The sequence below is a fragment of the Janthinobacterium sp. GW458P genome, assembly GCF_002127585.1.
Lineage (GTDB): Bacteria > Pseudomonadota > Gammaproteobacteria > Burkholderiales > Burkholderiaceae_D > Janthinobacterium.
This window is the reverse complement of record NZ_NEGZ01000012.1, coordinates 19,781-46,642: the sequence shown is the minus strand read 5'-3', so window position 1 is coordinate 46,642 and position 26,862 is coordinate 19,781. Positions and strand designations below refer to the sequence as shown.

The following is a 26,862-nucleotide window of genomic DNA, read 5'->3' as shown; positions in this document are numbered from 1 at the left end:
CCGACCCGTACCGTTGTCATTTTTGCTGTGTTGCCGCTTTGCTAAAAAGCCGGGCGCCGGCGCGCGGTGCGCCGGCATGTTTTGCGACGTCACGTTTCACTCAACCTATGCCACGACAGTATGCTTAGTTCCATGTTTGCCGCCCCCGCCGATGCGCTGCCGTCCATCTATGGCACGCACGATGCCGCTCTCGTGCTGTTTTCCATCGGCATTGCCATCTTTGCCTCGTTCATGGCCCTGCAGATTGCCGGCATGGCGCGCAGCAGCGAGCGGGGGTTCCAGCGCCAGACGGCCATCATCACGGGCGCCATCGCACTGGGCGGCGGCATCTGGTCGATGCACTTCATCGGCATGCTGGCCTTCGACATTTGCACGCGCGTCTCCTTCGACCCCGGCCTGACCCTGCTGTCCATGCTGCCGGGCATGGCCGCTTCGTGGGTGGCGCTGCACTTGCTGGCGCGCCCGCGCATCAGCTGGCGCCAGCTGGTGGTGGGCGGCGTGCTGGTCGGCGTGGGCATCGGTTCCATGCATTACAGCGGCATGGCCGCCATGCAGACGTCGCTGACCCTGCACTACCAGCCCTGGCTGTTCGCCCTGTCGCTGGTGGTGGCCGTCACCATGGCCATGCTGGCGCTGTGGGTGCGTTTCGGCCTGAACGCCATGCGCCAGCGCCTCAGTCCCCTCGCTTCGCTGCTGCTCAGCAGTGTCGTCATGGGCCTGGCCATCTCCGGCATGCATTACACGGGCATGCTGGCGGCGCGGTTTTCCGGCACGCCCACGGCCGGCGACAACACGATTACCGTGCAGGCCTCGTTCGTGGCGCTGGCCGTGGCCCTGATCACCGTCACCCTGACGGTGTTTGTCGCCGCCGCGAACGGCCTGCTGCGCTACCGCCAGCTGCTGCGCCACGCCAGCGCCAGCGAATCGCGGCTGCGCGCCATCGTCGACACGGCCGCCGACGGCCTGATCACCATCGACGGCCAGGGCCAGGTGCGCTCGTTCAATCCGGCCGCGGAAAGCCTGTTCGGCTGGCGCGAAGCGGAAATCGTGGGCAGCAATGCGAGCCTGCTGCTGCAGCCGGCCGACGCGGCCGAATACGAAGGCTATCTGCGCGACTACCTGGAAACGGGCGCCTCGCGCATCCTCGACAGCGGACGCGAACTCGATGGCCGCCACAAGGACGGCGCCGTGCTGCCCATGCGCGTGGCGATCGGCAAGATCGAGACGCCGGGCCAGCCCCTGTTCGTGGCGTTTGTCACGGACATGCGCTCCTCGCGCAACATGGAGCAGGCGCTGAAGGACAGCGAGCGCCAGTACCGCACCCTGATCCGCAACATTCCCGGCGTGTCCTTCCACTGCAGCTTTGCGCCCGAGTGGAAGATGATCTTCATCAGCGACGCCGTCTTCAACCTGACGGGCTGGCTGCCGCAGGACTTCGTCGCGGGGCGGGTCAGGCTGTTCGACCTCGTGCATCCGGACGACCGCCAGCGCGTCAACGACACCTGCGTGCAGGCGGCAGGCGAACAGCGCGATTTCGAGAACGTCTACCGCATGCTCCACCGCGACGGGCGCGAGCGCTGGGTGCGCGAAAGCAGCGGCCCCGTGCTCGACAACGACGGCGTGGTGCGCTGGATCGACGGCGTCATCCTCGACATCACGGAAAGCGAATTGCGCAACGCCGAGTACGAAGGCAAGGTGACGGCCATCTCGCGCGCGACGGCCGTCGCGGAATTCGACCTGCAGGGGCGCATCCTGGAGGCGAACCAGAACTTCCTCGACCTGGTCGGTTACCGGCTCGACGACGTGCTGGGCCTGCACCACAGCGTCTTCTGCGAGCCTGCCCACGTGACGTCGCCCGCCTATGCGGCCTTCTGGCAGCAGCTGGCGGCCGGCGAATTCAATACGGGCGAGTACAAGCGCATCGGCAAGAATGGCAGGGAAGTGTGGATACAGGCCTCGTACAACCCGATCTTCAACACGGACGGCAAGCCGTTCAAGGTGGTCAAGCTGGCCACCGACGTGAGCGAACGGCGCGCCATGCAGGAAAACCTGCGCGCGGCGAAAGACCGCGCCGAGCAGGCCGCCGAATCGAAGACCAGCTTCCTGGCCAACATGAGTCATGAAATCCGTACGCCGATGAACGCCATCATCGGCTTTACGGAAGTGCTGCTGGGGACGGCCCTGGACAGCCTGCAGCGCCGCCACCTGGGCACGGTGCGCCAGTCGGCCCGTTCGCTGCTCGAACTGCTCAACGACATTCTCGACATGGCCAAGCTGGAAAAGGGCGCCACCGAGCTGGAACTGGTGGACTTCTCGCTGCCGGACCTGGTCGACCACGTGGCCGCGTCCCTGCGCGTCACGGCGCACGCGCGCGAGCTGGTGCTGCATGTCGATATCGACCCGGGCATGGGCCAGTTCTTCCTCGGCGACGCGCGCCGGGTGCAGCAGGTGCTGACGAATCTGATCGGCAACGCCGTCAAGTTCACGGAAGTGGGCCATGTGCGCGTGGCCGTCGGCATGCGGGGCGAGCAAGTGCATATCGCCGTGCACGACACGGGCATCGGCATTCCCGCCGACCGCCTCGACAAGATCTTCGCGCCGTTCACGCAAGCCGATTCCTCGATGAGCCGGCGTTTTGGCGGCACGGGCCTGGGCACGACGATTTCGCTGCAGCTGGTCGAGCTGATGGGGGGCACCATCACCGTGGAAAGCACCCTGGGCGTGGGCAGCGTGTTCCACGTGCTGCTGCCGCTGGCGCCGGGCAAGGCCGTGTCGCGCCGCAGCGAGCAGCCCGTCGTGGCCTTGCCGCCGCTGCGCATCCTGGCCGCCGACGACGTGCCGCAGAACGTGGAGCTGCTCCTGATCAGCCTGGGCGCGGCCGGCCACCAGGTGATCACGGCCGGCGACGGCGAAAGCGCCGTGCGCGAGTTCGGCAAGGGCGGCTTCGACATCGTCCTGATGGACGTGCAGATGCCGCGCATGGATGGCCTGGAAGCGACGCGCCTGATCCGCGTGCACGAGCGCGAACAGGGACTCAAGGCGACGCCCATCATCGCCCTGACGGCCAGCGTGCTGGAACAGGACCGGCGCGCCGCGCAGACGGCGGGCATGAACGGTTTTGCCTCGAAGCCGCTGGAAATGCACAAGCTGACGGCGGAAATCGCGCGCCTGCTCGATATCGCCGTGGCCATGCCGGCGCCCGTGGCGCAGGCAGGCGCCGCGGCCGGACAGGTCGACTGGCAGCGCGGCATCGCACTGTGGGGCAGCCGCGACACCCTGCAGCGCGCCATCGCGCGCTTCGTCCAGGCCAACGGCGATTGCGCCGCCATGCTGGCGGAGGAACTGCAGCGGGGCGGCGCCAGCGTGGCAGGGCACCTGCTGCACCGCATCAAGGGCGCGGCCGGCAATCTGTGCCTGCTGCAGGTCGAAAGCCTGCTGGGACGCATCGAACAGGCCATCGCGCGCCAGCAGCCCGCTGACGAATTGCTGGCGCAGCTGGCGGCCGCGTTTGCCGCGCTGGCGCGCGAACTGGGCGCGGGGGCCGGCGCCGTGGCGCCTGCGGCCGCCGAAGACGCCGCACCGATCGAGCGCGGCGCCGCCGGCGCCTTGCTGCGCCAGGCTATCGCCAGTCTGGAGGGCGGCGAGCTCGATGACGACCTGATGGCGCAGATTGCCGCCATGCTGGCGCCGCACGGCCAGCAGCAGCGCCTGCAGGCGCTGGCCAGCGCCATCGACGATTTTGAATTTGCGCGCGCCGCGGACGTGCTGCGCCAGCTGCTGGACTGGCTGGAGACGCAGGCGGCTGCCGACCTTTCCTGATACTGGGCTGACGATGACCTTACACGACGACAAACCGACCCTGCTGCTGGTCGATGATGAAGCAACGAACCTGCAGGTGCTGCGCCAGATCCTGCAGGACGATTACCGCCTGCTGTACGCCAAGGATGGCGAGAAGGCGCTGGAACTGGCGCAGAACAATCCCGTCGAGCTGATCCTGCTCGACATCATGATGCCCGCCATGACGGGCTATGAAGTGTGCCGCCAGCTCAAAGCCATGCCATCCACGGCTGCCATCCCCGTCATTTTCGTCACCGCCCTGTGCGACGTGAAGGACGAGGCGGACGGCTTCGACGCGGGCGCCGTGGACTACATCACCAAGCCGGTCAGCCCGCCCATCGTGCGCGCCCGCGTGCGCACGCATTTGTCGCTGGTGGACGCCGAGGAATTGCGCCGTTCGCGCCTGCAGGTGATCCAGACCCTGGGCCAGGCGGCAGAATACAAGGACAACGAGACGGGCATGCACGTCATCCGCATGAGCTATTACGCGCGCCAGCTGGCGCTGGCGGCCGGCTACAGCGCGGCCAGGGCGGAAGACTTGTTGAACGCGGCCCCGATGCACGACGTGGGCAAGATCGGCATCCCCGACGCCATCCTGCAAAAGCCGGGCAAGCTCGATGCGGAAGAGTGGAGCGTCATGCGCCGCCACGCGGAAATCGGCGCGGCCATCATCGGCGAGCACGCGGGCGGCCTCTTGAAAATGGCGCGCACCATCGCCCTGACGCACCACGAGAAATGGGACGGCAGCGGCTATCCGCAAGGCTTGCAGGGCGAGGACATCCCCCACGAAGGCCGCATCGTCGCCATCGCCGACGTCTTCGACGCCCTCACCAGCGAACGCCCGTACAAACGGGCCTGGACGGTCGACGAAGCCATCGCCGCCATGCAGCGCGACAGCGGCACGCATTTCGATCCCGCGCTGCTGGCGCTGTTCATCGAACAGCTGCCGGCCATGCTGGAGATCAAGGATCAGTGGCGCGAGCCGGTGTAGGGCATTTCAGCTCAGGGCGGGGCTACGCGCAGGCGGTCAGCCAGCAAGCGCGCATAGGCTTCAGTGTTGCCGAATTGCACGTGTGAGCATGCCATGCGCGCGCCCAATGTTGCCATCAGGCGAGAGGATGTCGCATAGGCAAGTTTGCCTGGCTGCCGGCGCGATGGATACACGAAGCCATGACTCGCGCCTGCCTCCTGTGCAATGACCTGGTCCAGCTGGCAGCCCAGCCATTGGCACCAGGCGTGATCGGGGCTGTGCAATTGATCGTAAATGCCCAGGCGGCTGGCGGCCAGCCCGGTCAGGCCGAACAATTGCAGCGGGGCGCTGAATGACAGGGTGGCGATCAGCGCTTGTTGCGCGTTGTGATCGATGTAAAAGGTGCCCGGGCGTGTGACGTCGTTACGGCAAAGCTGGGCTTCCCAGGCCGCCGTGTAGGCGTCGTCCGCAAGATACGCCCAGTGAAAGGGGAAACCGGCCGGGCCGGCCAGCGCGGTGGGCGGGCCGAAGCGGTAGGTGCGTTCAACCTTCGCCGGCCAGATGGACGCCGCGTTCCATGCCGCGCGTACCAAGACCTGGCCTGCTGGATGGGTGATGATATTACTCAATAATTCAGCGCGCAGCGATGCCAGCGCCGGCAGGCGTGCTGCCATTTCTGGCGGGACAGGCGTATCTTGCAGTTGCAGCGTCATGCAGGGCTAGCCTATGATGTCGGCCATACCCCTATGCTGCCACTGCGCTGCCGCCAGCACCTTGCGCAATCTCTCGCTGGCTGGCAGATCCAGCAGCGTTTGCTGACTGGGATGTACCTCGGCCCGCGTCTCGAAAGATTTGCCTGCCAGCATCTCTGCCGGCGAAAGTTCGTTGAATTCGTCGGCACCGCTGACCCAGAAGGCATGGATGTCACTGCCGGGCTGGCCGGCGAGGACGGCGAGCACGGGCGCGATCAATTCCGGCACGGGCTCGATAAATTGCCAAGCGGGAAACTCCTTGCCGATACTGCGTCCCTTGGGCGTCACGCAATAAAACCGCTGGCTTTCCACTGCGCGATACAGCGACGCCTGCGACAGTGCCACCCATCCTTGCCCAATGACATCGGACACCTTGAGTTTTAATACGGGAAGTTGCAGCGGTATCGGCGGCGGGGTGGCGCGCAGCGAGGCGCGCGCCGCATCGAGCGCGCGCATGGCCAGGTCGATCAGGCGCTCGCGCTCGGGACCTTGCGCCAACAGGTGGAGCTGTGCGCTCACCAATTGCGAGAATTGCTCCACTACCCGCAGGTCGTTGTCGGTCCATTCCCGGCGCTCGGGCGCCAGAGTGTCGTGATGCAGATGCGCTGTCATGTTCGCTCCTCGGGTATATGCGCCAGGCGTCTTACACGCAAGATTATCATGTTTCGCAACTTTATCAAGCGAAAAGCGCATTTTTCCGGCAGCGGACAGCGAGATATATGCGGCCGATCAGGGCAGGCTGTCCGGCAGCCGCAAGATCCGCCGTATTTCCAGGATCGCCTGCGGGCTTTCCTGCACGCTGTGCCAGGACGGAATGACTTTTTCCGACAGCGCGCCGTCGAGGTGGGCGCTGGCGTAGGGCACCACGCCGTCGCTCGATTCGGCCAGCGGCAGCTCCGGCGTGTCGTTGCCCATGATGGAGTGGTAGCGCACTTTCGGGCTGATCGGCAGGTCCGCCACCAGGCGCACGAACGGGTCCTTGTCGCTGAGGTTATCGATGCTGTTGGGGATGCGCAGCGGCTCGCTGCTGCCCGTGTCGAGCTGCGCCAGGCTGCCGGCCGCGTCGGACAGCTGTTCGAGCATGGTGATGGGCAGGGTGACGAGGTTGGCGATCCAGCGCGCCACCTTGTGGTTGGCGAACGCGGTGCCGCGGTGCGGCGCGGCGATGAAGATGGCGCGGTTGACCTGCGGCATGGCCGTGAAATTGAGGTAGGGCGTCAGCCCGGCGCGCACTTTTTCCGCCTTCTTGCCCTTCAAATTGTATTCTTCCGTGATGGCGTCGAGCAGGGTGTTGCTGGCGTCGGAGACCATCAGGCGCGCCAGCACGCCGCCCATGCTGTGGCCGATCAAGACCAGGTCGTTCGAGGCGGCGGCCTTGGCCGAAGGGTCGAAATGCGCGACGGTGGCGTCCAGCGCCTTGCGGATGGCGGCGTTGTTGGCCGCCAGCGGCGCGTTGCTCGGGTAGTACACCTGCCAGATCTGGTAGCGGCGGCGCAGCTGTTCGTCGCCCATCAGTTCATTCGCCACGTTGATCCACGCTTCCGGGCTGCTGGCCAGGCCGTGCAGCATGACGATGGTGCGCTTGTCCGGGTCGTAGGGCTGCATCAGGTGCACCTGCGGGCGCGAAATGCCGTCGGCGCGGCCGAACAGGGTGCGCAGCGCCTGCACGCCGAAGCCGGAACGGGCCAGCCACAGGCCGTAGCCGGCCGTGAAATTGGCCGCCACGGGCAGTTCCTGGCCCGCCATGCGCGTCGATTCGCTGCGCGTCGGGTCGACCAGCATCAACAGCAGCTGCTGCGTGGCCAGTACTTCCTGCAGGCTGTTGCCGTCGAAGCGGATCAGCGCCGTGACGACGGGGAAGCGCGTTTCCTGGAACGCCGCGTCAGCGGCCTGCGCGGGCTTGGGCATGACGGCCACCAGGTCGGCGCCGAAGCCGTCGCGCCGGTAGACATTGCGCAGGCCGGAAAACGACAGCGAGGTGGCCGGCAGCAGTTCTTCCGGCAGGGTGCCGTCGTCGGGCAGGCGCAGGGCCGACAGTTCGCTGTCGATCTGCCAGCCGGCGACGCGGATCACATGGCCGTCCGGGCGGTATTCGCCGCGGTGGCGGAACAGGTTGCCGACGGCCTTTTGCACGGCGTAGTTATAGTAGTCGCGGATTTGCGTCTGGCGCTCCTCGAAGGCGCGCTGGCCCGGCGTGCGCGTCGTGTAGAACAGGTAGGCATAGGCGTAGCGGGCCGATTCCAGCCAGGCGGCCAGCAGTTCGGCGCTGGCGTGGCCACCCTGTTTTTCCTCCGCCAGGGCGCTTTCGAGCCACAATTCGGAGAGCGTCGCCAGGCGCTGCTCATCGCTGAGCAGCTCGGAGCGGGCCAGGTCGGCGCGGCAGCTGCCCGTATTGGCTTCGCAGGCGGCGATGTCGCTGCCGATGATGCGCAGCACCTCGCTGGCCGAGGCGCTGAGTTTGCCCGTGGTGAGGATGTCGCCGCGCCGCTGCTGCAGGTAGTCGGCCGGGGAAATGGCGCTGACGGTGACGGCGGCGCAGCCGCTCAGCAGCGCCGCCGCGCACAGGAGGGCGCCCAGGCGCAGGCGCCGCATCAGCGTGGCCGGCATCTCAGAAGGAGTAAACCAGGGTCAGCGAGGTTTGCGTATCCGTGTTCTTCTTGTCATCGGGCACGCGCGTGTCGTTGCGGGCGCTGAAGGCGGCCTTCATCTGCATGGTGCCGTTGATTTTCGTGCTCAGGGCCGTTTCGGCGATCGAGTGGGTGTTCGAGGTGCCCCGTTCCACGCTGACCGTCTGGGTGAACATGGCCGACTGGCTGATCTTCCACTTCATGGCGGCCGCGCCGCGCACCGTCAGGCCGTGTTCCGATTCGCCCGCATCGTTGGTGCCGCTGAAGTAGCCTGGACCGACTTCCACGTCGACGCTCTTGTCGCTGGACTGGTACCAGCGCGAGCCGTGACCGACGGCCAGGGTCGAGTACTTGGTGTAGGCGCCGAACTTGTCGTTCACGTGCGAGGCCAGCACGAACAGTTTTTCATGGTCGGCCATCAGCTTGTAGGCGGCCTTGGCGGAGGCGGAAAAGCGCTCGGCCGAGCGTTCGCGGATCTTTTGTCCCTCGTCGTTCGTCGTTTCATCTTCCTTGAAGTAGCCGCTGAAGATGTACTGGTTGCTCCAGTCGTCGAGTTCCTGGCGCGCGTCGATCTTGCCGGTGACGGAGGTGCCGACCGTGTTGCCCGAGGTGGTGATGGCGCCCAGTTCGGCGGAAGTGCTCCAGCTGCCGATGGGGATTTCATCGAACAGCATGCTTTGTTTGGAGTCTGCGGCAGCGGCGCTGCCGCATGCGGTGGCCATGGCCAGCGCCAGTGCGAGAGAGTGGGTCGATTTCATGGCAGTGTGTCTGTCTGTGGCGCGCGCCGGGCGTGCCTGCTGTTCGTTAGTGGCAGTGGTGGATATGCAGGCCGCGGCAAGCCGTGCGGCGCCTGTGGCAGGGGCGCGCGTGCGCGGCCAAACATTGTCGAGGCTGTATTGTACCCGACCCTGCCGTCGTTCGCCGCACGCCCCGGCGCGCGCGAATCCTGCTATATTGATGGAAATATTGCAAACTTGGCATGCGTGGATGAAGACGATGAAAATAGCTTGCAAGCTGGTCACTGTGGCGTGGCTGTGCGCGGCGGCGCAAGCCGGGGCGCAGGCGCCGGAGACGACGCCGGGAGCGGCACCGGGACCGGGACCGCAACTGACGCAATCGATGATACGCGACGCCGTGCGCGCCGTGCTGGCGGAAGAGGCGCAGGCGCGCGATGCGCTGCCGCAGCCGCAGATGCAGCAGGTGACGATACGCGCCGACAGAAAGTACGAGCAGTTCGCCGCCGCCTTCGCCGAGGCGAAAGTGCCCGACTGCCTGCATCCGGACGGCTTGAAGCGCCAGCCCACCAGCATCGGCCCGATTGGCATCGGCGGCGTGTATGCCTTGCCCTTCGTGGCGATCGCCAAACTGCGGGGGAAATGCAATTAGGCGCCAGGCGCCGCGTCGGCGCCTGCGGGGAGGGACTGGCAAGTGGGCCGCGCCTGGCGTATGCTGCGCGTATTTGCTGCCCTGATTTTTACAAGGAATTCCCGTGCGCTGCCTGGTCATCGAAGACGAAGCTGAAACCTCCCGCTACATTTGCGCCGGCCTGCGCGAGGCGGGCCACGACGTCACGGCCTGCGACAACGGCATCGACGGCATGCGCCTGGCCTGCGGCGAAGACTGGGATGCGCTGGTGCTCGACCGCCTGCTGCCCGGCGAGATCGACGGCCTGGCCATCGTTGCGCGCCTGCGCGGCATGGGCCGCAACACGCCCGTGCTGGTGCTGTCGGCCCTGTCCAGCGTCGACGAGCGCGTGCGCGGCCTGCGCAGCGGCGGCGACGACTACCTGTCGAAACCGTTCGCCATCGCCGAACTGCTGGCGCGCATCGAGGCGCTGCTGCGGCGCGCCGCGCCCGTGCCCGAATCGACGCAGCTGCAGGTGGCCGACCTGGTGCTCGACATGCGCACCATGCGCGTGACGCGCGCCAGCCGGCAAATCGCCCTGCAGCCGCGCGAATTTCGCCTGCTCGAATACCTGATGCGCCACCAGGGCCAGTCCGTCACGCGCGCCATGCTGCTCGAAGCCGTGTGGGACTACCATTTCGACCCGCAGACGAACGTCATCGACGTGCAGGTGAGCCGCTTGCGCAACAAGGTCGACAAGGAATTTTCGCCGCCGCTGATCCACACGGTGCGCGGCGTCGGCTATACCCTGGGCGTGCTTGACGGTGCGTAACCTGCACCGTTCCATCGCGGCGCGTCTGGCGCTCGGCTATGGCGTGCTGGTGGCGCTGTCGATCGCCGTCGTCTGCGGCGTCTTCTATTTCGGCACCATCGGCGTGCTCGATCGCAGCGTGGACCGCAAGCTGGTGCTGCTGTCCGAGCGCCTGGCCGCCCTGTACCAGCCCGCCGACAGCACGCGCACGGCGGCCGAAATCGCCCATTTGCTGACGGACCGCACGGACAGCGACACGGAGATTTTTCTGCTCGTCGGCGCCGACGGCCGCCGCGTGGCCGGCAACCTGTCGGCCTGGCCCGACGCGGCCAGTCCCGTGGGCCAGCTGCTGCACCGCGACGTCACGCGCGAGGGACGTCGCGTGCCGGCGCGCCTGCTGATCCGCGGCCTCGATGGCGGCGCGCGCCTGTTCGTCGGGCGCGACATGGAGGAGGGCGAGTCGATCCGCACCCTGGTACTGCGTTCGCTGTCCTTTGGCGGCGGCGCCGCCGTGCTGCTGGCCGTGGCGGGCGCCTGGCTGTTCCGCCGCCAGCTCGAGGCGCGCATCGGCCAGATCCGCCGCACGGCCGGCGAAATCGAGGCCGGCGACCTGAGCCGGCGCATCCCCGTTTCCAGCGAAGATGAATTCGGCTTGCTCAGCCGTGACATCAACCGCATGCTCGACCGCATCGAACACCTGATGGACGGCGTGCGCCACGTGTCGAACGCCATCGCGCACGACTTGCGCACGCCGCTGGGACGCATCCGCAACAAGCTCGATGGCGCCTTGCGCCAGCAGCAGACCGTGGCGGGCTATGAGGGCGCCGCGCAGGCGGCCATCGACGATATCGACGACCTGACGCGCGTGTTCGACAAGCTGCTGCAGATCGCGGCGGCCGAATCGGGCATGCGTCCCGAGAATTTCGATGACATTGACCTGCATCAGATCGGCGCCGACATCGTGGAAATGTACGAGGCGACGGCCGACGAGCAAGGCGTGCTGCTGGTGCAGATGTATGGCGACGACGTGCCGGCGCGCGGCGACCGCAACCTGCTGGGCAGCGCCCTGGCCAGCCTGGTCGACAACGCCATCAAGTATGCGGGGCAGGGCGCCACGGTGGAAGTGTCGGCCGGCAGCGATGCGCAGGGCAGCTGGCTGGCCGTGCGCGACAATGGCCCCGGCGTGCCGCCGGAGGAATTGCCGAAGCTTACGCAGCGCTTCTATCGCCTCGACAAGAGCCGCCACCTGCCCGGAAATGGGCTGGGCCTGTCCATCGTGGCGGCCATCGCGGCCCTGCATGGCGGCAGCCTGGAGATCGAGGATGCGGCGCCGGGCTTGCGCCTGCGCTTGCGGCTGCTGCGCTAAGGCGCCGCTGTCAGGCCGGCGTGGCGTATCGGCACATTACCAACTTGTAACCCCCTTTGTTTTAGCCTCCCCCTATCATCCGCTCTACCCGGCCAGAGCCGCGGCATGCGTGCCGGCGCCTGCGCCGGGCTGCCCGCGGCCGCTGCCGCGTCCCGTTCGCCCAGTCCCGTTGTAGAGCCGTTCGCATGCATACTTTTACCGCCACCGGCGACGCCGCGCCGCAGCAGCCGGCACTGCGCCAGCATGGCCACCGCCTCAAGGCCGCGCTGGGCGCCATCGTCTTTCCCGTGCAGCGCGCGCGCTGGCAGGCGTTCATCGCCGGCACGCCGGGCATGGCGGCGCTGGCGCAAGCCCATCCCAGCCTGCTATACAAGATCTACCGTCCCTATGCGAGCCGGCAGTTCGGCTGCGCCGCGAGGGTGGACCTGCTGCGCGGGCATTACCGCTTCCTGTGGCAGGCCGGCGCGCGGCCGCTGGTGGAATACGCGGCGCGGCGCGCGCTGGTGCTGGCCGCCATCGAGGGCAAGGATGGCGCCACCTACCGCCTGCAGCTGACGGCCATCCACGACAGCCACCGCGAGGGCGACCTGTGCCTGCGCCTGACGCGCGACGGCGTGTCGCTGTACCTGGCCAGCTTCCTGTTCCGGCCCCAGCCCGGCGGCGCGGCCATCGCACTGGGCGCGCTGCAGGGCTTGCGCTCGCTGGCGGGCGCGCAGGCCGTGAAGGAGGCCACGCGGGCGCTGCACGGCTGCCGGCCGAAAAACCTGATGGTGGCGGCCTTGCGCGACCTCGGCGATTTCTTCGGCTGCAGCCACCTGGGGCTGGTCAGCAATGCCAACCGCATCGCGCTGAACTGGCGCCGGCGCCGCCACATCTCCTGCGATTACGACCTGGCGTGGCAGGAACTGCATGCGCAGCCTGCCGGCGACGGCAATTACCGCCTGCCGTGCACCCCTTGCCGCATGCCGGACCTGGAGCTGGTGCCGTCGAAAAAGCGGGCCGACGCGCGCCGCCGCGGCGCCATGCTGGTGCAACTGGCGGCGGACATGCGCTGGCAAGTGGCGGCCCTGTTGCAGCCGCAATGAAGGCGCAGGACGGCCTTTTTTGACTTGCGCAGCTTTTTTGCCAGGCGGCCCGGCGCAAGCGGCGCGATGGGCGTATACTGATCGGCGTTGTTAACCTGAAGCCAGTCATCCCATGCCAGCACAATTCCCCACTTCGCGCATGCGCCGCCTGCGCGCGACCCCGCAACTGCGCGAGCTGTTCCGCGAAACCGAGATCAACCCGCGCGACCTGGTCCTGCCGATCTTCGTCGACGAAGGTTCCAGCGATTTCATCGACATCACCTCCATGCCCGGCGTGCGCCGCATACCCGAAGCGAAGCTGGCGCAGGAAGTCGAACGCTATGCGCGCGCCGGTTTGCGCTCCGTCATGACCTTCGGCATTTCGCATCACAAGGACAGCCACGGCAGCGATACGCTGAACCCGGACGGCCTGGTGGCGCGCATGTCGCGCATTATCAAGGACGCCGTGCCGGAAATGGTGGTCATGTCCGACACCTGCTTCTGCGAATACACGGACCACGGCCATTGCGGCATCCTGCACGGCGACACGGTTGACAATGACAGCACGGTGCTGAACCTGGGCAAGCAGGCCGTCATCGCGGCCCAGGCGGGCGCCGACATCATCGCGCCGTCGGCCGCCATGGACGGCCAGGTGGCGGCGATCCGCAGCGCGTTAGATGCGGCCGGCTTCCACGACACGCCCGTGATGGCGTATTCCACCAAGTTCGCCTCCGGCCTGTACGGCCCGTTCCGCGACGCGGCCGGCAGCACCCTCAAAGGCGACCGCAAGACTTACCAGATGGACCCGATGAACCGCCGCGAAGCGGTGCGCGAGTCGCTGATCGACGAAGCCGAGGGCGCCGATGCGCTGATGGTCAAGCCGGCCGGCGCCTACCTGGACATCATCCGCGACCTGCGCGAAGTGACGCGCCTGCCGATCGGCGCCTACCAGGTCAGCGGCGAATACGCGATGATCAAGTTCGCCGCGCAGGCCGGCGCCATCGACGAGCGCCGCGTGGTGCAGGAAACCCTGGGCGCCATCAAGCGCGCGGGCGCGGACATGATCTTTACGTATTTTGCGATGGATGTGTTGAATAATCCGTACTAATTCTGCATGGGGCAGGGCAGGCGCCTTTTCAGCTATCATGGCGCGCTGCCCAACCTGAATCAGCTTATGCCCCTGAAAATCTCCCGCATCCTGCACGCCGGCTATGTCTTCGAATGCGACGGCACGGCCATCGCCTTCGACCCCATCGTCGAAAATCCGTTCAGCCGCAACTGCCACGCCTTCCCGCCCGTGCGCTTCGACCTCGACGCCGTGCGCCGGCTGCGCTGGGACGCCGTCTTCATTTCGCATTTCCACGACGACCACTGCTCGCTCGACAGCCTCGATGCGCTCGACCGCGCCACGCCCATCTATCTGTACTGCGTCTTCGACGAACTGTTCGCGATGATCCGCGCGCTCGGTTTTACGCAGGTACAGCGCCTGCACGTCGACGTGCCCGTGCGCGTGGGCGCCATCGAGGTGATCCCGCGCCGGGCGCTGGACGACGATGTCGACTCGCTGTTCCAGGTGCGCGCCGCCGGCTTGAACGTGCTCAATGTCGTCGATTCCTGGATCGGCCCCGAGACGTTGGCGCAGCTGGCCGCCTTCGCGCCCTGGGACATGGTCCTGTGGCCGTTCCAGACCATGCGCGAGATCGCCGTCATCGCGCCGTCGCTGGCGCAGCCTGGCCCGGTCGAGCTGCCCGACGACTGGGTGGCGCAGCTGCGCGCGCTGGCGCCCCGTTACCTGGTGCCCAGTTCCTGCCAGTTCGTGCAGGAAGACTGGTCCTGGTACAACCACGCGATGTTCCCGATCACTTACCGCCGCTTTGCCGATGAAATCGGCGGCGCGCTGCCGGACGCGCACATCTTCCGCCTCGATCCGTCGACGGCCGTGCTGCTCGATGCGCACGGGGCGAGTCGCGCCGAACCCTTGCCCTGGGTGATACCCGTCGGACCGCAGGACGTGGATTTCGACTACCGCCCCGAGGCGCTTGCGCCCGCCACGGCGGACATCGCCCGGCGTTTCGCGCCCTTGAACGATGCCGACGCGGCGCTGGCGCTCGATTTCTGCCGCAATGGTTTGCTTGAGCGCTACCGCGACATGGAACTGCCCGACGACAGCTACTTCCAGCAACCGCGCCTGTGGCGGCTGGCCCTGTACGGCCATGACGGCGCCGCCACCGTCCTGCATTACCGCACGCAGGGCGACGCGATCGACCTCGTGCCGCAGACGAACGAAGCGCCCGGCTGGACCACCGAAGTGCCGCTGGTGAAATGCCATGCGGCGCTGGTGCTCGGTGAATCGCTGACCTCGATGTACATGCGCATCAACGACGGCCCCTTCGACGAAGCTACGCGGGCGGAACTGATGGATGCCGACATCGTCGACGACCCCCTGATCCGCTGCCTGTTCAACGACGCCATCGGCGCCTACCAGGCGGCGCAGCTCAAGCGCCTGCTGGCCCGCTGAAGAAAACCGCGCGACAGGGTAAGATGGACGATACATACCAGTATCTCAGATCAAGGAATGATCAATATGACAAAAGACAAGGAAACCGCGATCCTGGCCGGCGGCTGCTTCTGGGGCGTGCAAGACCTGCTGCGCCGCTATCCGGGCGTGCTCGCCACGCGCGTGGGCTACAGCGGCGGCGACGTGGCCAACGCCACCTACCGCAACCACGGCACGCATGCGGAAGCGATCGAGATCATCTTCGACCCGACCGCCATCAGCTACCGCAAGATCCTGGAATTTTTCTTCCAGATCCACGACCCCAGCACGGAAGACCGCCAGGGCAACGACCGCGGCACCAGCTACCGCTCGGCCATCTTTTACACCAGCGAAGCACAGCGGCTGGTGGCCGAAGAAACCATCCGCGACGTCGACGCCTCGGGCCTGTGGCCCGGCAAGGTGGTGACGCAGGTGGCGCCGGCCGGCCCGTTCTGGCAGGCGGAACCCGAGCATCAGGATTATCTGCAGCGCTTGCCGCACGGCTACACCTGTCATTACATCCGGCCGGACTGGGTCTTGCCGCAGCGTCAACAATAATCGCCAGGGGAGACGGCCATGCGCTATTGGCGGGTGGAACGGCGGCAGGCGGAAGGGCAGCTGGACCTGGGGCGCGCCCTGGACCTGGTTGCCGCCATCGGCCACGCCGACGTCAATGCCATGGCGGGCGCCATCCTGACCACGGCCGGCGCGGCCGCGTCCATCGCCCAGTGCACGATCTTTGCCTATGAATTCGGCAACCGTCCGCGCACGGTCGCCGTGGCCGACCGGCGCGGCGGGCGCTTCCTGCAGGATATCGCGGACAGCTACGCCCGCCATTACTATGCGCTCGACGGCAACCAGAGCGTCATCGCGCCGGCCGCAGGCGTGAAAATCGATCCCGCCATCGTGCTGCACCGGCAAGCCGGCGATGAAATCCGCCATCCCGGCTACCGCGCCGTCTGTTATCAAAAGCCGAATGTCTCGGACCGCCTGTCCCTGCTGGTGCAGCCGGCCGCCGACATCTGGCTGTCCGTCAATTTTTACCGCGACAGCAGCCGGGGCCAGTTCCAGCCCGGCGAAGTGGCCGCCATCGAAGCCCTGTCGCCGCTGTTCGCGTATGCGGCCAGGCACCACTACAGCCTGAACGGCCAGCCCGCGCACGGCGTTTCGCCCATGATGCTGGCCCGGCTGCGCCAGCATGGCCCGCAGCTTAGCAAGCGCGAACTCGACGTGCTGCGCGGTGTGATCGAAGGCCACACGGCCGTGGAAATCGCCGAGACCATGGGCGTGCAGCCGTCGAGCGTCGTCACCTACCAGAAACGCGCGTATAAACGCCTGGGCATTGCCAGCCAGCGCCAATTGTTTGCGCTATGTCTAGGCCCGCAAGTGCCGTAAGTGCTAGCAAATCCGGTATACCGGGCCCAGCATAAAATTGCTGGAATTCAAGGCAATAATGTGAGCATATTGCTACGGAAATACGGACTATGCTGCCTGCAGAGTGTTGATGCGCCGCCGGAACCGCGGCCATTGGCAAGGCTGGTAGCCAGTGCCTGTCGCCGCGCGCGATCTCGCCTGTTCATGGCTCAGGAATCATTCCCGAAGGAGTCCATTGTGTCCTCATCTGAATTGAATGCGGTAGAGCACGTCTATCTGATGGCCGGCAATCTCGGCTTGCCCGGCGCGCCCATCCTGAATCTGGCCCTGTTCTACAACCCCGACGACGGCACGGTCAGCGGCGAAGCCCTGATCACGCAATCGATCGCCCCGCCGAACGGCCGCGTCGTGATCCGTCCCGTCAGCGGTCCCGTGCACGGCCTGGGCCTCGGCGGCGCCACGCGCGTCTTCAGCCTGATGGGCGAATACGTCGTTTCCGTGCCGCCGCCTGCCATCGGCAGCTACCTGGCCAAGTTTGAAGCGACCTTTGTCACCGACAACAACTGGAGCGGCCACGGTTCCTTCAGCTATGGCAACCAGAAGGTCGACAACGTGCCCATCAAGAAACGCGGCTAGGCGCGCCGGCTAGTTCTTTTGGCCGATGGCTGTCCCCAAAATGGGGACAGCCATCGGCTTAGTCGTCTGCATACTGTGTCTCAAGCCGGGATCACCCGGCAGCACCCGCCGATAACAACAAGCATGGCGGGGCAAAGACCTTATGGAGACCAGCATGACCATCGTCCAGGGGGCAACCCCCGCCACCGCCGCCACCCACGCGCCCGTCCCCGACGCGGCCGCCAATCAGCTGGAACAGCAGGTCATGCGCAGGGTGTCGCGCCATCTGCTGGGCTTTTTGTTCCTGCTGTTCGTGTTTTCCTTTCTTGACCGCATCAACATCGGCTTCGCCGGCCTGACCATGATGCAGGACCTGGGCCTGTCCGGCACCCAGTTCGGTTTTGCCACCACCCTGTTTTACATCGCCTACATCGCCTGCAGCATTCCCAGCAACATCGTGCTGGCGCGCATCGGCGCCCGGCGCTGGATCGGCTCGATGATGATCGCCTGGGGCCTGGCCTCGACGGCGACCCTGTTCGCCAGCGGCCCGGCCAGCCTGTATGCGCTGCGCTTTTTAGTGGGCGTGACGGAGGCGGGCTTCCTGCCCGGCATGCTGCTGTACCTGACTTACTGGTTTCCCAGCGCCTACCGGGCGCGCGCCAATGCCCTGTTCATGATCGCCATGCCCGTCACGGCCGCCATCGGTTCAGCCCTGTCGGGCCTGATCCTGGGGCTGGACGGCCACTGGGGCTTGAAGGGCTGGCAATGGCTGTTCTTGCTCGAAGGCATGCCATCCGTCCTGCTGGGCCTGGCCGTCTACGGCTACCTCGACGATGCGCCGGGCAAGGCCAGCTGGCTCAATGCGCTGGAACAGCAGGTGCTGGCGCGCATGCTGGCTGCCGAGCACAAGCCTGACGCACCCCGGCAAAAAGTCTCCGTGCTGGCGGAAATGTGCTCGCCCACCGTGCTGAAATTCGGCATCGCCTACTTTTGCCTGGTCAACACCCTGGCCATGGTGGCCGTGTGGACGCCCTTGATCGTGAAAAGTTTCAGCGGCAACGCCAGCAATACGCAGATCGGCCTGCTGGCGGCGATACCGCAAGTGTGCACCGTCATCGGCATGGTCGCCTGGGGCCGGCGCTCGGATCGCCTGCAGGAGCGCCGCTGGCACATCGTCTGGCCCATGTTGCTGTCGGCCGGTGGCTGGCTGCTGACCGCGCATGCCGCCAATCCCGTGCTGCAGCTGCTGGGCGTGTGCATGGCTTCGACGGGCGCCTACACGGCCATGTCCGTCTTCTGGACGACGCCCGACCGGGCCCTGAGCCTGGGCGCGCGCGCCATCGGCATCGCCGTCATCAATGCCACGGGCAATATCGGCTCGGCCCTGAACCCCGTCGTCGTGGGCTGGCTGAAGGACGTCACGCACAGCTTTGCCACGGGCTTGCTGTACGCCAGCGTGCTGCTGGTGGCGGGCGCCGTCATCGTGCTGACCCTGCCGATAGCGCGCGGCGGCAAAACACATTCTTGAGAGGACACCATCATGCGCGATACGTTTCACCCTTATCCCCATGTGCCGAAAGTGTATCCGCCCGGCAAGCCGGCGGCCGCCTCGACGCAGCACGTCCCCGTCCTGATCGTTGGCGGCGGCCCCGTGGGCCTGGCCACGGCCCTGGGCCTGGCGCGCCACGGCGTGCGCTCGGTGCTGATCGAGGCGGACGACGGCGTCTGCACGGGCAGCCGCGCCATCTGCATTTCGCGGCGCAGCCTGGAAATCATCGACCGCCTCGGCGCGCTCGACGGTTTTCTGGCCAAAGGCTTGCCGTGGACGGGAGGGCGCAGCTTTTACCGCGACGAGGAAGTGCTGCACTTTACGATGCAGCAAGACGCGAACCAGAAATTGCCGCCCATGGTCAATCTGGCGCAATACCATATCGAGCAATTCCTGCTCGATGCGGCCGAGCGCCATAGCGAGCTGATCGATATCCGCTGGCAGACGCGGGTCACGGGCGTGCAGCAGCGCGCCGACGGCGCCACGGTCACCGTGGCCACGCCGCATGATACATATCAAATCGACACGGACTGGCTGGTGGCGGCCGACGGCGGGCGCAGCGTGGTGCGCGAGGCGCTGGGCCTGAAATTGCGGGGCACCAGCTATGAAGGCCGCTACGTGATCGTCGACATCCATTTGAAAAGCGAGCGCCCGACGGAGCGGCTCGCGTACTTCGATCCGCCGTCGAATCCCGGTTCGACCGTGCTGGTGCACAAGCAGCCCGACGATATCTGGCGCATCGACTACCAGCTGCGCGACGACGAGGATGCGCAGACGGCCGTGCTGCTGGAAAACGTGGCGCCCCGCGTGGACAGCCTGCTGGCCATGATGGGGGAGACGGCCCCGTGGCATCCCGTGTGGATCACCATCTACAAGGCCAACGCCTTGACCCTGGACAAATACCGGCACGGTCCCGTGCTGTTTGCGGGCGATGCGGCCCACCTGGTGCCCATCTTCGGCGTGCGCGGGGCCAATTCCGGCATCGACGACGCCGACAACCTGGCCTGGAAGCTGGCCTACGTGGTCAAGGGGCTGGCGCCGCAGGCCTTGCTGGACAGCTATTCGGACGAACGCGTGTACGCGGCCCATGAAAACTTGCGCCACGGCACGAAAAGCACGGAATTCATGGCGCCGCCCACGTTTGCCTTCGAGCTGATGCGCACGGCCGTGCTCGGTCTGGCGGGCAAGCATGCGCACGTGCGCACACTGATCAACCCGCGCCAGACGAGCGCCATCGCGTATGCGCAGTCGTCCCTGAACGCGCCCGACACGGATGGTTTTTCCGCCGGACCCGCGCCCGGCACCGTCTTGCCCGAGTGTCCGCTGGCGCTGCCGCACAACGGCGGGCAAAAAGCGGGGTATATTACCGATCTGGGGAAGCGCGCCGATGGCCATTTCACGGGACTGTACTTCGGCGTGGATGCTTGCGTGCCGGCCGAGTTGCTGGCGCTGGGCGACAGCTTGCCGTTGACGACCGTGGCGATCAGCCGCGGCGGCGCGCAAGGGGGCGCCTGGCACCATGCGGCGCAGGCATTCCCGCTGTTCGACGCGCGGCCCGGCACGTTTTACCTCGTGCGCCCGGATGGGCACGTGCTGGGACGCTGGCGCGAGGCGAGGGCGGGGCAGGTGGAGGATGCTTTGAAACGGGCATTGTCTTGAAGCAAACCCAGTGGCAAATTCCGGGGCGCGGACGGGGACGCCGGGTCCCTTGGGGTCCGACCCCAGCTGTTTCGCCTTTCGGGTTGAAAGGCCGAATGTATTACATCAGGATCAGGAGACAACATGACCGACATCGAACGCGATAATCTATACACCGAGCTGTGCCACACCATGGGCAGCCTGGGCGAGCAGCGCGCGCCGCTGTTCCTGGCCCGCTTCGCCTTGCTGGCCATGGACGCCGTCGGCCAGGCCGAGGTGGTGCAGGGCTTGCTGCGCGACGCGGCCGCCGGCATGGCGGAGCCGGCATGAGAGGGGCCGGCTACCAAAGCGGCTTCGGCAATGAGTTTGCCACGGAAGCCATCGCCGGCGCCTTGCCGCAGGGGCAGAATTCGCCGCAGCAGGCGCCGCTGGGCTTGTACGCGGAACAATTATCGGGCACGGCCTTCACGGCGCCGCGCGCGCAGAACCGGCGCTCCTGGCTGTACCGCATCCGTCCCGCCAGCCAGCATCCGCCGTTTACCTTGCTGCCAAATACGCGCATCGTCAGCGATTTCCATGCGATGCCGCCGACGCCGCCGAACCAGCTGCGCTGGGACCCGCTGCCGGATGCCGGCGAGGCCACGGACTTCATCGACGGCTGGCAGACCATGGCCGGCAACGGCAGCGCCGAAGCGATGAGCGGCTGCGCCATCCACCTGTATGCGGCCAACCGCTCCATGCAGCGCTTCTTCTATTCGGCCGACGGCGAATTGCTGGTCGTGCCGCAGCAGGGCAGGCTGGCAATTGCCACGGAAATGGGCTTGCTCGAGCTGGAGCCGCAGGAAATCGCCGTCATCCCCCGTGGCGTGCGCTTCCGCGTGACTGTGCTGGACGGCAAGGCGCGTGGTTATGTGTGTGAAAATTTCGGCACGGCCTTCCGCCTGCCGGACATGGGGCCCATCGGCTCGAACGGATTGGCGAACGCGCGCGATTTTCTGGCGCCGCACGCGGCCTACGAGGATATCGAAGGCGATTGCGAACTGGTGGCCAAGTTCGGCGGCCGCTTGTGGCGCACGACCCTCGGCCATTCGCCGCTGGACGTGGTGGCCTGGCATGGCAATTACGCGCCGTACAAATATGATTTGCGCCGCTTCAATACCATCGGCTCGATCAGCTACGACCATCCGGACCCGTCGATCTTCCTCGTGCTGCAGGCGCCGAGCGAAAACCCGCTGCTGGGCGCCATCGACTTCGCCATCTTCCCGCCGCGCTGGCTGGCCGCCGAGCATACGTTCCGGCCGCCGTGGTTCCACCGCAATGTGGCAAGCGAGTTCATGGGGCTGATCCACGGCGTGTACGACGCCAAGGCGGCCGGCTTCGTGCCGGGCGGCGCCAGCCTGCACAACTGCATGTCCGGCCACGGCCCCGATGCGCAGACTTTCGACAAGGCCTCGCACAGCGACACGTCCGCGCCCGCGAAGGTGGGCGACACCATGGCCTTCATGTTCGAGACGCGCACCATCCTCAAGCCGACGCCGTTCGCCCTGGACGGCGGCTTGCTGCAAAACGACTATTTCGAGTGCTGGCAAGGCTTGCGCAAGCATTTCGACCCGGACGCCGGGTAGCCGGGCGGCCCGCGCACCGGCGCGGACCGGCGTGTCCGGTCTATTCAGCTGCTCAGTGCGGCAGGCATACGCCTCCTACCGTCCTGATGACGCTGTCGCCCGCATGCGCGCGCAGTTGCAGCAGCAATAGCGCCATGCCCAGCATCAGCGCGGCCGCGCAAAGTTTCTTGTGCATCGTCTTTCCCGTTTTTATGATCGATGGAACTTGCTTGCCCCATCAGTTGCCCGATTGCTTGTCCGATTAGTTGACGGATTAGGTGACAGGATAATTGCCTGTTGCCGACATATTATTGCCCAAATTCAGCGTGCGGGATGAGCAAATTGCCAAGCGTGCTCTACAATTATGCATCTTGCGCCTCCGCGCCATCTGAATTCTATGCATAGTATGTGAAGGGAATGACAAGCCTGTGACTTCCAAGCCGATCAAGATCGCCGCCACCGTCGTCGTGGCTCTCGCCGCCGGGGCCGGCATTTACACTTATACCCGTCCGGCAGCCACCGCCGCGCCAGCCGGCCCGGCCTCGGGCAATCCGGCCGCCGCGCCGCAGGCCGCCGCCGACACGGCCGCCGTGGCCAGCCAGTTCCGCGACCTGCTGGCCAATTTCCGCAAGATCATCGTGCTGCTGGCCGACGAGCAAAGCTTGCCCGAAGGCGCGCGCGACGAAGCCCGTAAAGTGGGCCAGGCCCTGTTCCATGAAAACCAGGAGCGCATCGCCAGGCTCGATTCCGCGCTGGATCAATTGACGGCGGCCACCAATCCGGGCCGCTTCGAGGCGCTCGACAGTCTGTTGACCTACATCGAATCCGATCCCTCGCTGTACGATGCGGACCGCCTGGCTTTCCGCGAACTGCTGCAAGGCATGCTGGCCGACGTGGCCAAGGATTCGTCCCTGCCCGCCATCAAGCTGCACAAGCGCATTTCCGAAGACCTCGACGCGCTGGGCGAGATCGAGCGCAACTACGAGAAGGAAATCCGGCAAATCTTCGGCAACCTGGGCCAGCGCGCCATCGAACTCAAGCGCGAACGGTGGGACGATTACGTGGCACAGCTGAAAAAACTGTACAGCCGCGAACAGATTCTGAAGGAAAACGGCATCGTCGTGCCCTATGCCGTGCCGCCGGCAGGTGCCGTGCCCGAAGCCAAGCCGGCGCCAAAAAAGGATGAGGCGGAAATCTTCGGCCTCGGCTTGCCGAAGAAAACCATCGTGCTGACCTTCGACGACGGCCCGCACCGCCGCTACACGGAAGAAATCAGCGCCATTTTGAAACAGTATGGCGTGCCGGCCGTGTTCTTCAACGTGGGCCGCAACCTGGGGTCGCTCGACGCGGAAGGCCACGCCAAGCTGGGCGCGGGCGCGGAAGTGAGCCGCAAGCTGATGAAAGAGGGCTATGCCGTGGGCAACCACAGTTTCAGCCACGCACAATTGTCGAAGCAGACGGGCGACAAGCTGAAAGGCGAAATCCTCGGCACCGACACGTTATTGAAAGCCATCAGCCCCGAGCGGGCCGCGCTGTTCCGCTTCCCGTATGGCGCGCGCAACAGCGAAGGCATGGCCGCGCTGGCTGATGCCCATCTGAAATCCGTGATGTGGAATATCGATTCGCTGGACTGGGCCGACCCCGTGCCCAGCTCCATCACGAACCGGGTGCTGGCCTCCGTCGACAAGGCGGGACGCGGCATCGTCCTGTTCCACGACATTCATGAACGCACGGTCAAAGCCCTGCCGGCCGTGCTCGACAAGCTGATCGCGGAAGGCTATCAATTCGCGGGCTGGGATGGCACCAGCTTCCAGGTGGCGAAAAGCACGGCGCCCGCGCCCGAGAAAGTGCCCGTCACCACGGGCTATGCCAATTCCTGGGCCGTCGTGATCGGCATCGACGATTACGCGAAGTGGCCGAAACTGCAATATGCGGTGCGCGATGCGCAAGGCATACGCGAAACCCTGATCGAAAAATTCGCGTTTGCGCCCGAGCGCGTCGTGACCCTGAAAAACGGCGAAGCGACGCGCAACAACATCCTGGCCGCCTTCCACGACAAGCTGGCCCATGGCGGCGTGCAAAAGAATGACCGCATCTTCGTCTTCTTCGCCGGCCACGGCGCCACGCGCAAGCTGAGCTCGGGACGCGACCTCGGCTACATCGTGCCCGTCGATTCCGACCCGGCGCAGTTCGCCACGGATGCGATTCCGATGACGGAAATCCAGAATATCGCGGAGTCCCTGACGGCCAAGCATGCGTTCTTCGTCATGGACGCCTGCTACAGCGGCCTGGGCCTTACCCGCGGCGCCGGTTCCAGCTCGTTCTTGCGCGACAACGCCAAGCGCATCGGCCGGCAAATGCTGACGGCCGGCGGCGGCGACCAGCTGGTGGCCGACGGCGGGCCGAACGGCCATTCCGTGTTTACGTGGACGCTGCTGCAGGGCCTGGCAGGCAAGGGGGACCTGAACGGTGACGGCCTGATCACGGCCACGGAACTGGCGGCCTACGTGGCGCCGGCCGTCTCCAGCGTGTCGAACCAGACGCCGGCGTTCGGCAGCCTGCCCGGTTCGGAAGGCGGCGATTTCGTCTTCGAGTTGCCGGGCGAGACGGAATTCCTCAGCCCGAACACGACGCAGCTGTCGACGGAGGCCATCGCCCTGAACAGCAAGCTCGACGCCAAGCCGCAAGCGGCCAGCGTGACGGTGAAGGATTTGCAGGGCGGCGAACAGAAGATCGTCACGCCGGGCGCCGTGCCGACCTCCACGCGCCAGCTGGCGCAGCGGGCCAACGACCGTGGCTTGCAGTTGTATAAGGAGAAACAGTACGCGCAGGCGGAAGCGCAGTTTACGGAAGCGCTGAAACTGCGTCCCGACTTCGCGCTGGCCGCCAACAACCTGGGCTTTGTCTTCTACAAGCAGGAAAAATACCGCGAAGCGGCCCGCTGGTTTGAAAACACGGTCAAGATGGATCCCTCGCGCGCCATCGCCTACCTGAACCTGGGCGACGCCTATGCCAAGGCCGGCGATGCCGCCAGGGCGAAAGCGGCCTATAAAACCTATCTGGAGCTGGCGCCGACGGCCTCGACGGCCCCGGCCGTGCGGCAGAAGATGGAGAAACTGTAGTTGGCGTCCATCTTGCCCATGGTCCACGTGTTTGCCTGCAGCGGACGCTTCGCCTCGTGGGAGGCGCTGCAGGCCTACCTGTCGCCCGCGTACACGGACGATGGCGACGCCGTGCCGCCACCATTCTTCCTGGAAACGGGCCTCACGCAGTACGAGCCGGCCTGCATCGAGAGCGCGTGGCTGGCCACGCCCGCGCCGCTGGCCGAGCTGCTCGACGGCGTGTCGTATGCCGGCAGCTGGCTGGCGCAGGCCGGCGCGGACGCGGACGCGCAAGGCGTGCAGGCCGACGCCAGCGTGTGCGTGTTTGCGCCCAATCAACTGGCGCACCCGCAGCGCGGCTCGCTGCATTACGTGGGCCGCTACTGCTACGATATAGCAGGCTGAGCGTCATCCCCAGGTCCTTCGTGCAGCAGCTTGTTGACGCTGGCCAGCAAGCTCGTGCCTGAGGTGGTGATGAAGCGGGCGCCGGCCGTCTCCGCTTCCGTGCCATAACTGGCGACCGTATCCTTGCTGCAATACACGACGATGGGCAATTCCGGCAAGGCCTGGCGCACGGCGCGCACCGTGCGCACGCCCGCATCCTTGATGCGCCGGCCGTTTTCCACCCGCGCCATGTCCGTGATGAGCAGCGCGTAATGCTTCTGTTGCAGCATGGCCAGCGCCTGGCGCATCGAGATCGCCTGGTCCACCTTGATATTTTCCCGTTCCAGCTGTTCCACCAGCAAGGTATTGTTGCGCGGATGGTCGTCCAGCCACAGCACGAGGCTGGACGGCTTTTGCGCCGTCGGCACGCCCGCCAGGGCCGTGACGGGGCCGCCGTCGGGCGGGTGGGCCAGCAGCAGCTGGGTGACGGCTTCCTGCATGTCGTCGAGCGATTTCTGCTGCAAACGGCTCAGTTCCGTCACTTCGATTTCCTTGCCGCTTTCCAGGCGCACGGATTCGTTTTTGACGAGATTGTCGGCCCGCTTGATCATGATGGACAGGTAGATGCGCGTGAGCAGGTAGCCGATCAGGAAACCGTGCACGGAAAAGAACAGCATGATGCCGCCGACGACGGCCATGGCCGCGGCCGCATCGACGGCCAGACTGGGCGCGATGAAGGCGGCCATTTTGCGCGCGCTGCCGGGCAGGCTTTTGAGCTCGATCAAACCCACGCCGACGATGATTTTCGTCAGCCAGTCCGACACTTCCACCAGGTTGGAATTGATTTCCATGGGCGTGGGCGTGCCGAGGAACAGGGTATTGCTGGTGTTGCCAGGCGGCCCATCGGCGGGCGCCGCCGGCGGCTCGTCCCCGGGACGGCCCTTGCCGTTGGCCCGCTCATCGGGCGGCGGCGCATTGACGGTACCCGACGGCACGGTGCGCGGTATGCCGAACAGGAAACCCAGCAGCATGCCGCTGACGCAGAAACCCAGGCTCCACAACAGGGCCGGCACGGCCTGGTAATACGGTGGCAGCAGGGCGCCCGCCAGTACGGCCAGCAGGCCGGCCAGCAGGATGAACAGCAGGATGTAGGGCAGCACGTCGCGCTTGCGCACGGCTGCCGTGGCGGTTTTTGTCGCCTTGCCGGCGCTGTCGCTCAGATCCACGGTCGCTCCTTGAAAATGCTGAATCCAGGCAGCCAGCGTGCCGCGTATATATCCCATAGGAGCC

General features: G+C 66.1%; 23 protein-coding genes. 17 read left to right on the top strand and 6 right to left on the bottom strand.

From position 1 onward, the window contains the following. The first annotated feature begins 132 nt into the window (after window positions 1-132). On the top strand, window positions 133-3,819 hold the full coding sequence (locus CBW50_RS09990) for a PAS domain S-box protein (RefSeq protein ID WP_226935689.1): 3,687 nt from the start codon (window positions 133-135) through the stop codon (window positions 3,817-3,819). Window positions 3,820-3,832: 13 nt separating this feature from the next. Further along, entirely contained in the window at window positions 3,833-4,828 is a 996-nt protein-coding gene (locus CBW50_RS09985; protein WP_086145390.1) for an HD domain-containing phosphohydrolase, read from the top strand. A gap of 11 nt (window positions 4,829-4,839) precedes the next feature. Here the strand turns inward: CBW50_RS09985 and CBW50_RS09980 are convergent, their stop codons facing one another. The 4 genes from CBW50_RS09980 to CBW50_RS09965 form a co-directional block, all read right to left on the bottom strand. Next, on the bottom strand, window positions 4,840-5,520 hold the full coding sequence (locus CBW50_RS09980) for a hypothetical protein (protein ID WP_086145389.1): 681 nt from the start codon (window positions 5,518-5,520) through the stop codon (window positions 4,840-4,842). Window positions 5,521-5,526: 6 nt separating this feature from the next. Then, entirely contained in the window at window positions 5,527-6,171 is a 645-nt protein-coding gene (locus CBW50_RS29895) for a hypothetical protein (protein ID WP_226935687.1), read from the bottom strand. A gap of 117 nt (window positions 6,172-6,288) precedes the next feature. Next, window positions 6,289-8,166 carry a triacylglycerol lipase gene (locus CBW50_RS09970; protein ID WP_086145388.1) on the bottom strand — a complete coding sequence of 626 codons (1,878 nt, stop codon included), beginning with the start codon at window positions 8,164-8,166 and terminating at the stop codon, window positions 6,289-6,291. A gap of 1 nt (window position 8,167) precedes the next feature. Continuing rightward, complete coding sequence (locus tag CBW50_RS09965) at window positions 8,168-8,944, bottom strand: YdiY family protein (RefSeq protein WP_086145387.1); 777 nt, start codon at window positions 8,942-8,944, stop codon at window positions 8,168-8,170. 238 nt (window positions 8,945-9,182) lie between these two features. Between CBW50_RS09965 and CBW50_RS09960 the strand changes: the two genes are divergently transcribed. The 13 genes from CBW50_RS09960 (at window position 9,183) to hmgA (ending at window position 22,108) form a co-directional block, all read left to right on the top strand. After that, window positions 9,183-9,572, top strand: coding sequence for a hypothetical protein (locus CBW50_RS09960; RefSeq protein ID WP_139842457.1), 390 nt, complete (start codon window positions 9,183-9,185; stop codon window positions 9,570-9,572). A gap of 103 nt (window positions 9,573-9,675) precedes the next feature. Continuing rightward, window positions 9,676-10,362, top strand: coding sequence for a winged helix-turn-helix domain-containing protein (locus tag CBW50_RS09955; RefSeq protein WP_086145385.1), 687 nt, complete (start codon window positions 9,676-9,678; stop codon window positions 10,360-10,362). Beyond that, window positions 10,355-11,707 carry a cell wall metabolism sensor histidine kinase WalK gene (locus CBW50_RS09950; protein ID WP_086145384.1) on the top strand — a complete coding sequence of 451 codons (1,353 nt, stop codon included), beginning with the start codon at window positions 10,355-10,357 and terminating at the stop codon, window positions 11,705-11,707. Before CBW50_RS09955 ends, CBW50_RS09950 begins: the two co-directional genes overlap by 8 nt. Before the next feature lie 185 nt (window positions 11,708-11,892). Then, a complete protein-coding gene (locus tag CBW50_RS09945) occupies window positions 11,893-12,792 on the top strand; it encodes a DUF535 family protein (RefSeq protein WP_086145383.1) in 900 nt (299 codons plus the stop codon). A 112-nt stretch (window positions 12,793-12,904) separates the two neighbouring features. After that, a complete protein-coding gene (hemB, locus tag CBW50_RS09940) occupies window positions 12,905-13,879 on the top strand; it encodes a porphobilinogen synthase (RefSeq protein WP_086145382.1) in 975 nt (324 codons plus the stop codon). A gap of 66 nt (window positions 13,880-13,945) precedes the next feature. After that, window positions 13,946-15,289, top strand: a complete 1,344-nt coding sequence (locus CBW50_RS09935; RefSeq protein ID WP_086145442.1) for an MBL fold metallo-hydrolase — start codon at window positions 13,946-13,948, stop codon at window positions 15,287-15,289. Window positions 15,290-15,355: 66 nt separating this feature from the next. Beyond that, a complete protein-coding gene (msrA, locus tag CBW50_RS09930; protein WP_086145441.1) occupies window positions 15,356-15,865 on the top strand; it encodes a peptide-methionine (S)-S-oxide reductase MsrA in 510 nt (169 codons plus the stop codon). 18 nt (window positions 15,866-15,883) lie between these two features. Continuing rightward, window positions 15,884-16,702 (top strand): helix-turn-helix transcriptional regulator, encoded by an 819-nt coding sequence (locus CBW50_RS09925; RefSeq protein ID WP_086145381.1) that lies wholly within the window; start codon window positions 15,884-15,886, stop codon window positions 16,700-16,702. Between the two features lie 216 nt (window positions 16,703-16,918). Beyond that, a complete protein-coding gene (locus CBW50_RS09920) occupies window positions 16,919-17,317 on the top strand; it encodes a DUF1842 domain-containing protein (RefSeq protein ID WP_086145380.1) in 399 nt (132 codons plus the stop codon). A gap of 154 nt (window positions 17,318-17,471) precedes the next feature. Next, window positions 17,472-18,824, top strand: coding sequence for an MFS transporter (locus tag CBW50_RS09915; protein ID WP_216356333.1), 1,353 nt, complete (start codon window positions 17,472-17,474; stop codon window positions 18,822-18,824). 12 nt (window positions 18,825-18,836) lie between these two features. Continuing rightward, window positions 18,837-20,504 carry an FAD-dependent oxidoreductase gene (locus CBW50_RS09910; protein ID WP_086145379.1) on the top strand — a complete coding sequence of 556 codons (1,668 nt, stop codon included), beginning with the start codon at window positions 18,837-18,839 and terminating at the stop codon, window positions 20,502-20,504. A gap of 123 nt (window positions 20,505-20,627) precedes the next feature. After that, entirely contained in the window at window positions 20,628-20,813 is a 186-nt protein-coding gene (locus tag CBW50_RS09905; RefSeq protein WP_086145378.1) for a hypothetical protein, read from the top strand. After that, on the top strand, window positions 20,810-22,108 hold the full coding sequence (gene hmgA, locus CBW50_RS09900; RefSeq protein ID WP_086145377.1) for a homogentisate 1,2-dioxygenase: 1,299 nt from the start codon (window positions 20,810-20,812) through the stop codon (window positions 22,106-22,108). The genes CBW50_RS09905 and hmgA overlap by 4 nt, the downstream gene beginning before the upstream one ends. Before the next feature lie 52 nt (window positions 22,109-22,160). On the opposite strand, the gene CBW50_RS30175 is transcribed toward hmgA, so the two are convergent. Beyond that, window positions 22,161-22,283: a hypothetical protein gene (locus tag CBW50_RS30175; protein WP_264296476.1), complete on the bottom strand. Its 123-nt coding sequence runs from the start codon at window positions 22,281-22,283 to the stop codon at window positions 22,161-22,163. A 232-nt stretch (window positions 22,284-22,515) separates the two neighbouring features. Here CBW50_RS30175 and CBW50_RS09895 point away from each other — a divergent pair, with 232 nt between their 5' ends. Both CBW50_RS09895 and CBW50_RS09890 read left to right on the top strand, forming a co-directional pair. After that, entirely contained in the window at window positions 22,516-25,209 is a 2,694-nt protein-coding gene (locus CBW50_RS09895) for a polysaccharide deacetylase family protein (protein ID WP_086145376.1), read from the top strand. Next, a complete protein-coding gene (locus CBW50_RS09890; protein WP_086145375.1) occupies window positions 25,210-25,593 on the top strand; it encodes an immunity 22 family protein in 384 nt (127 codons plus the stop codon). Here CBW50_RS09890 and CBW50_RS09885 read toward each other — a convergent pair. Then, on the bottom strand, window positions 25,575-26,798 hold the full coding sequence (locus CBW50_RS09885; protein WP_099374371.1) for a response regulator: 1,224 nt from the start codon (window positions 26,796-26,798) through the stop codon (window positions 25,575-25,577). The two genes, CBW50_RS09890 and CBW50_RS09885, sit on opposite strands and share 19 nt — an antisense overlap. Window positions 26,799-26,862: the final 64 nt, after the last annotated feature.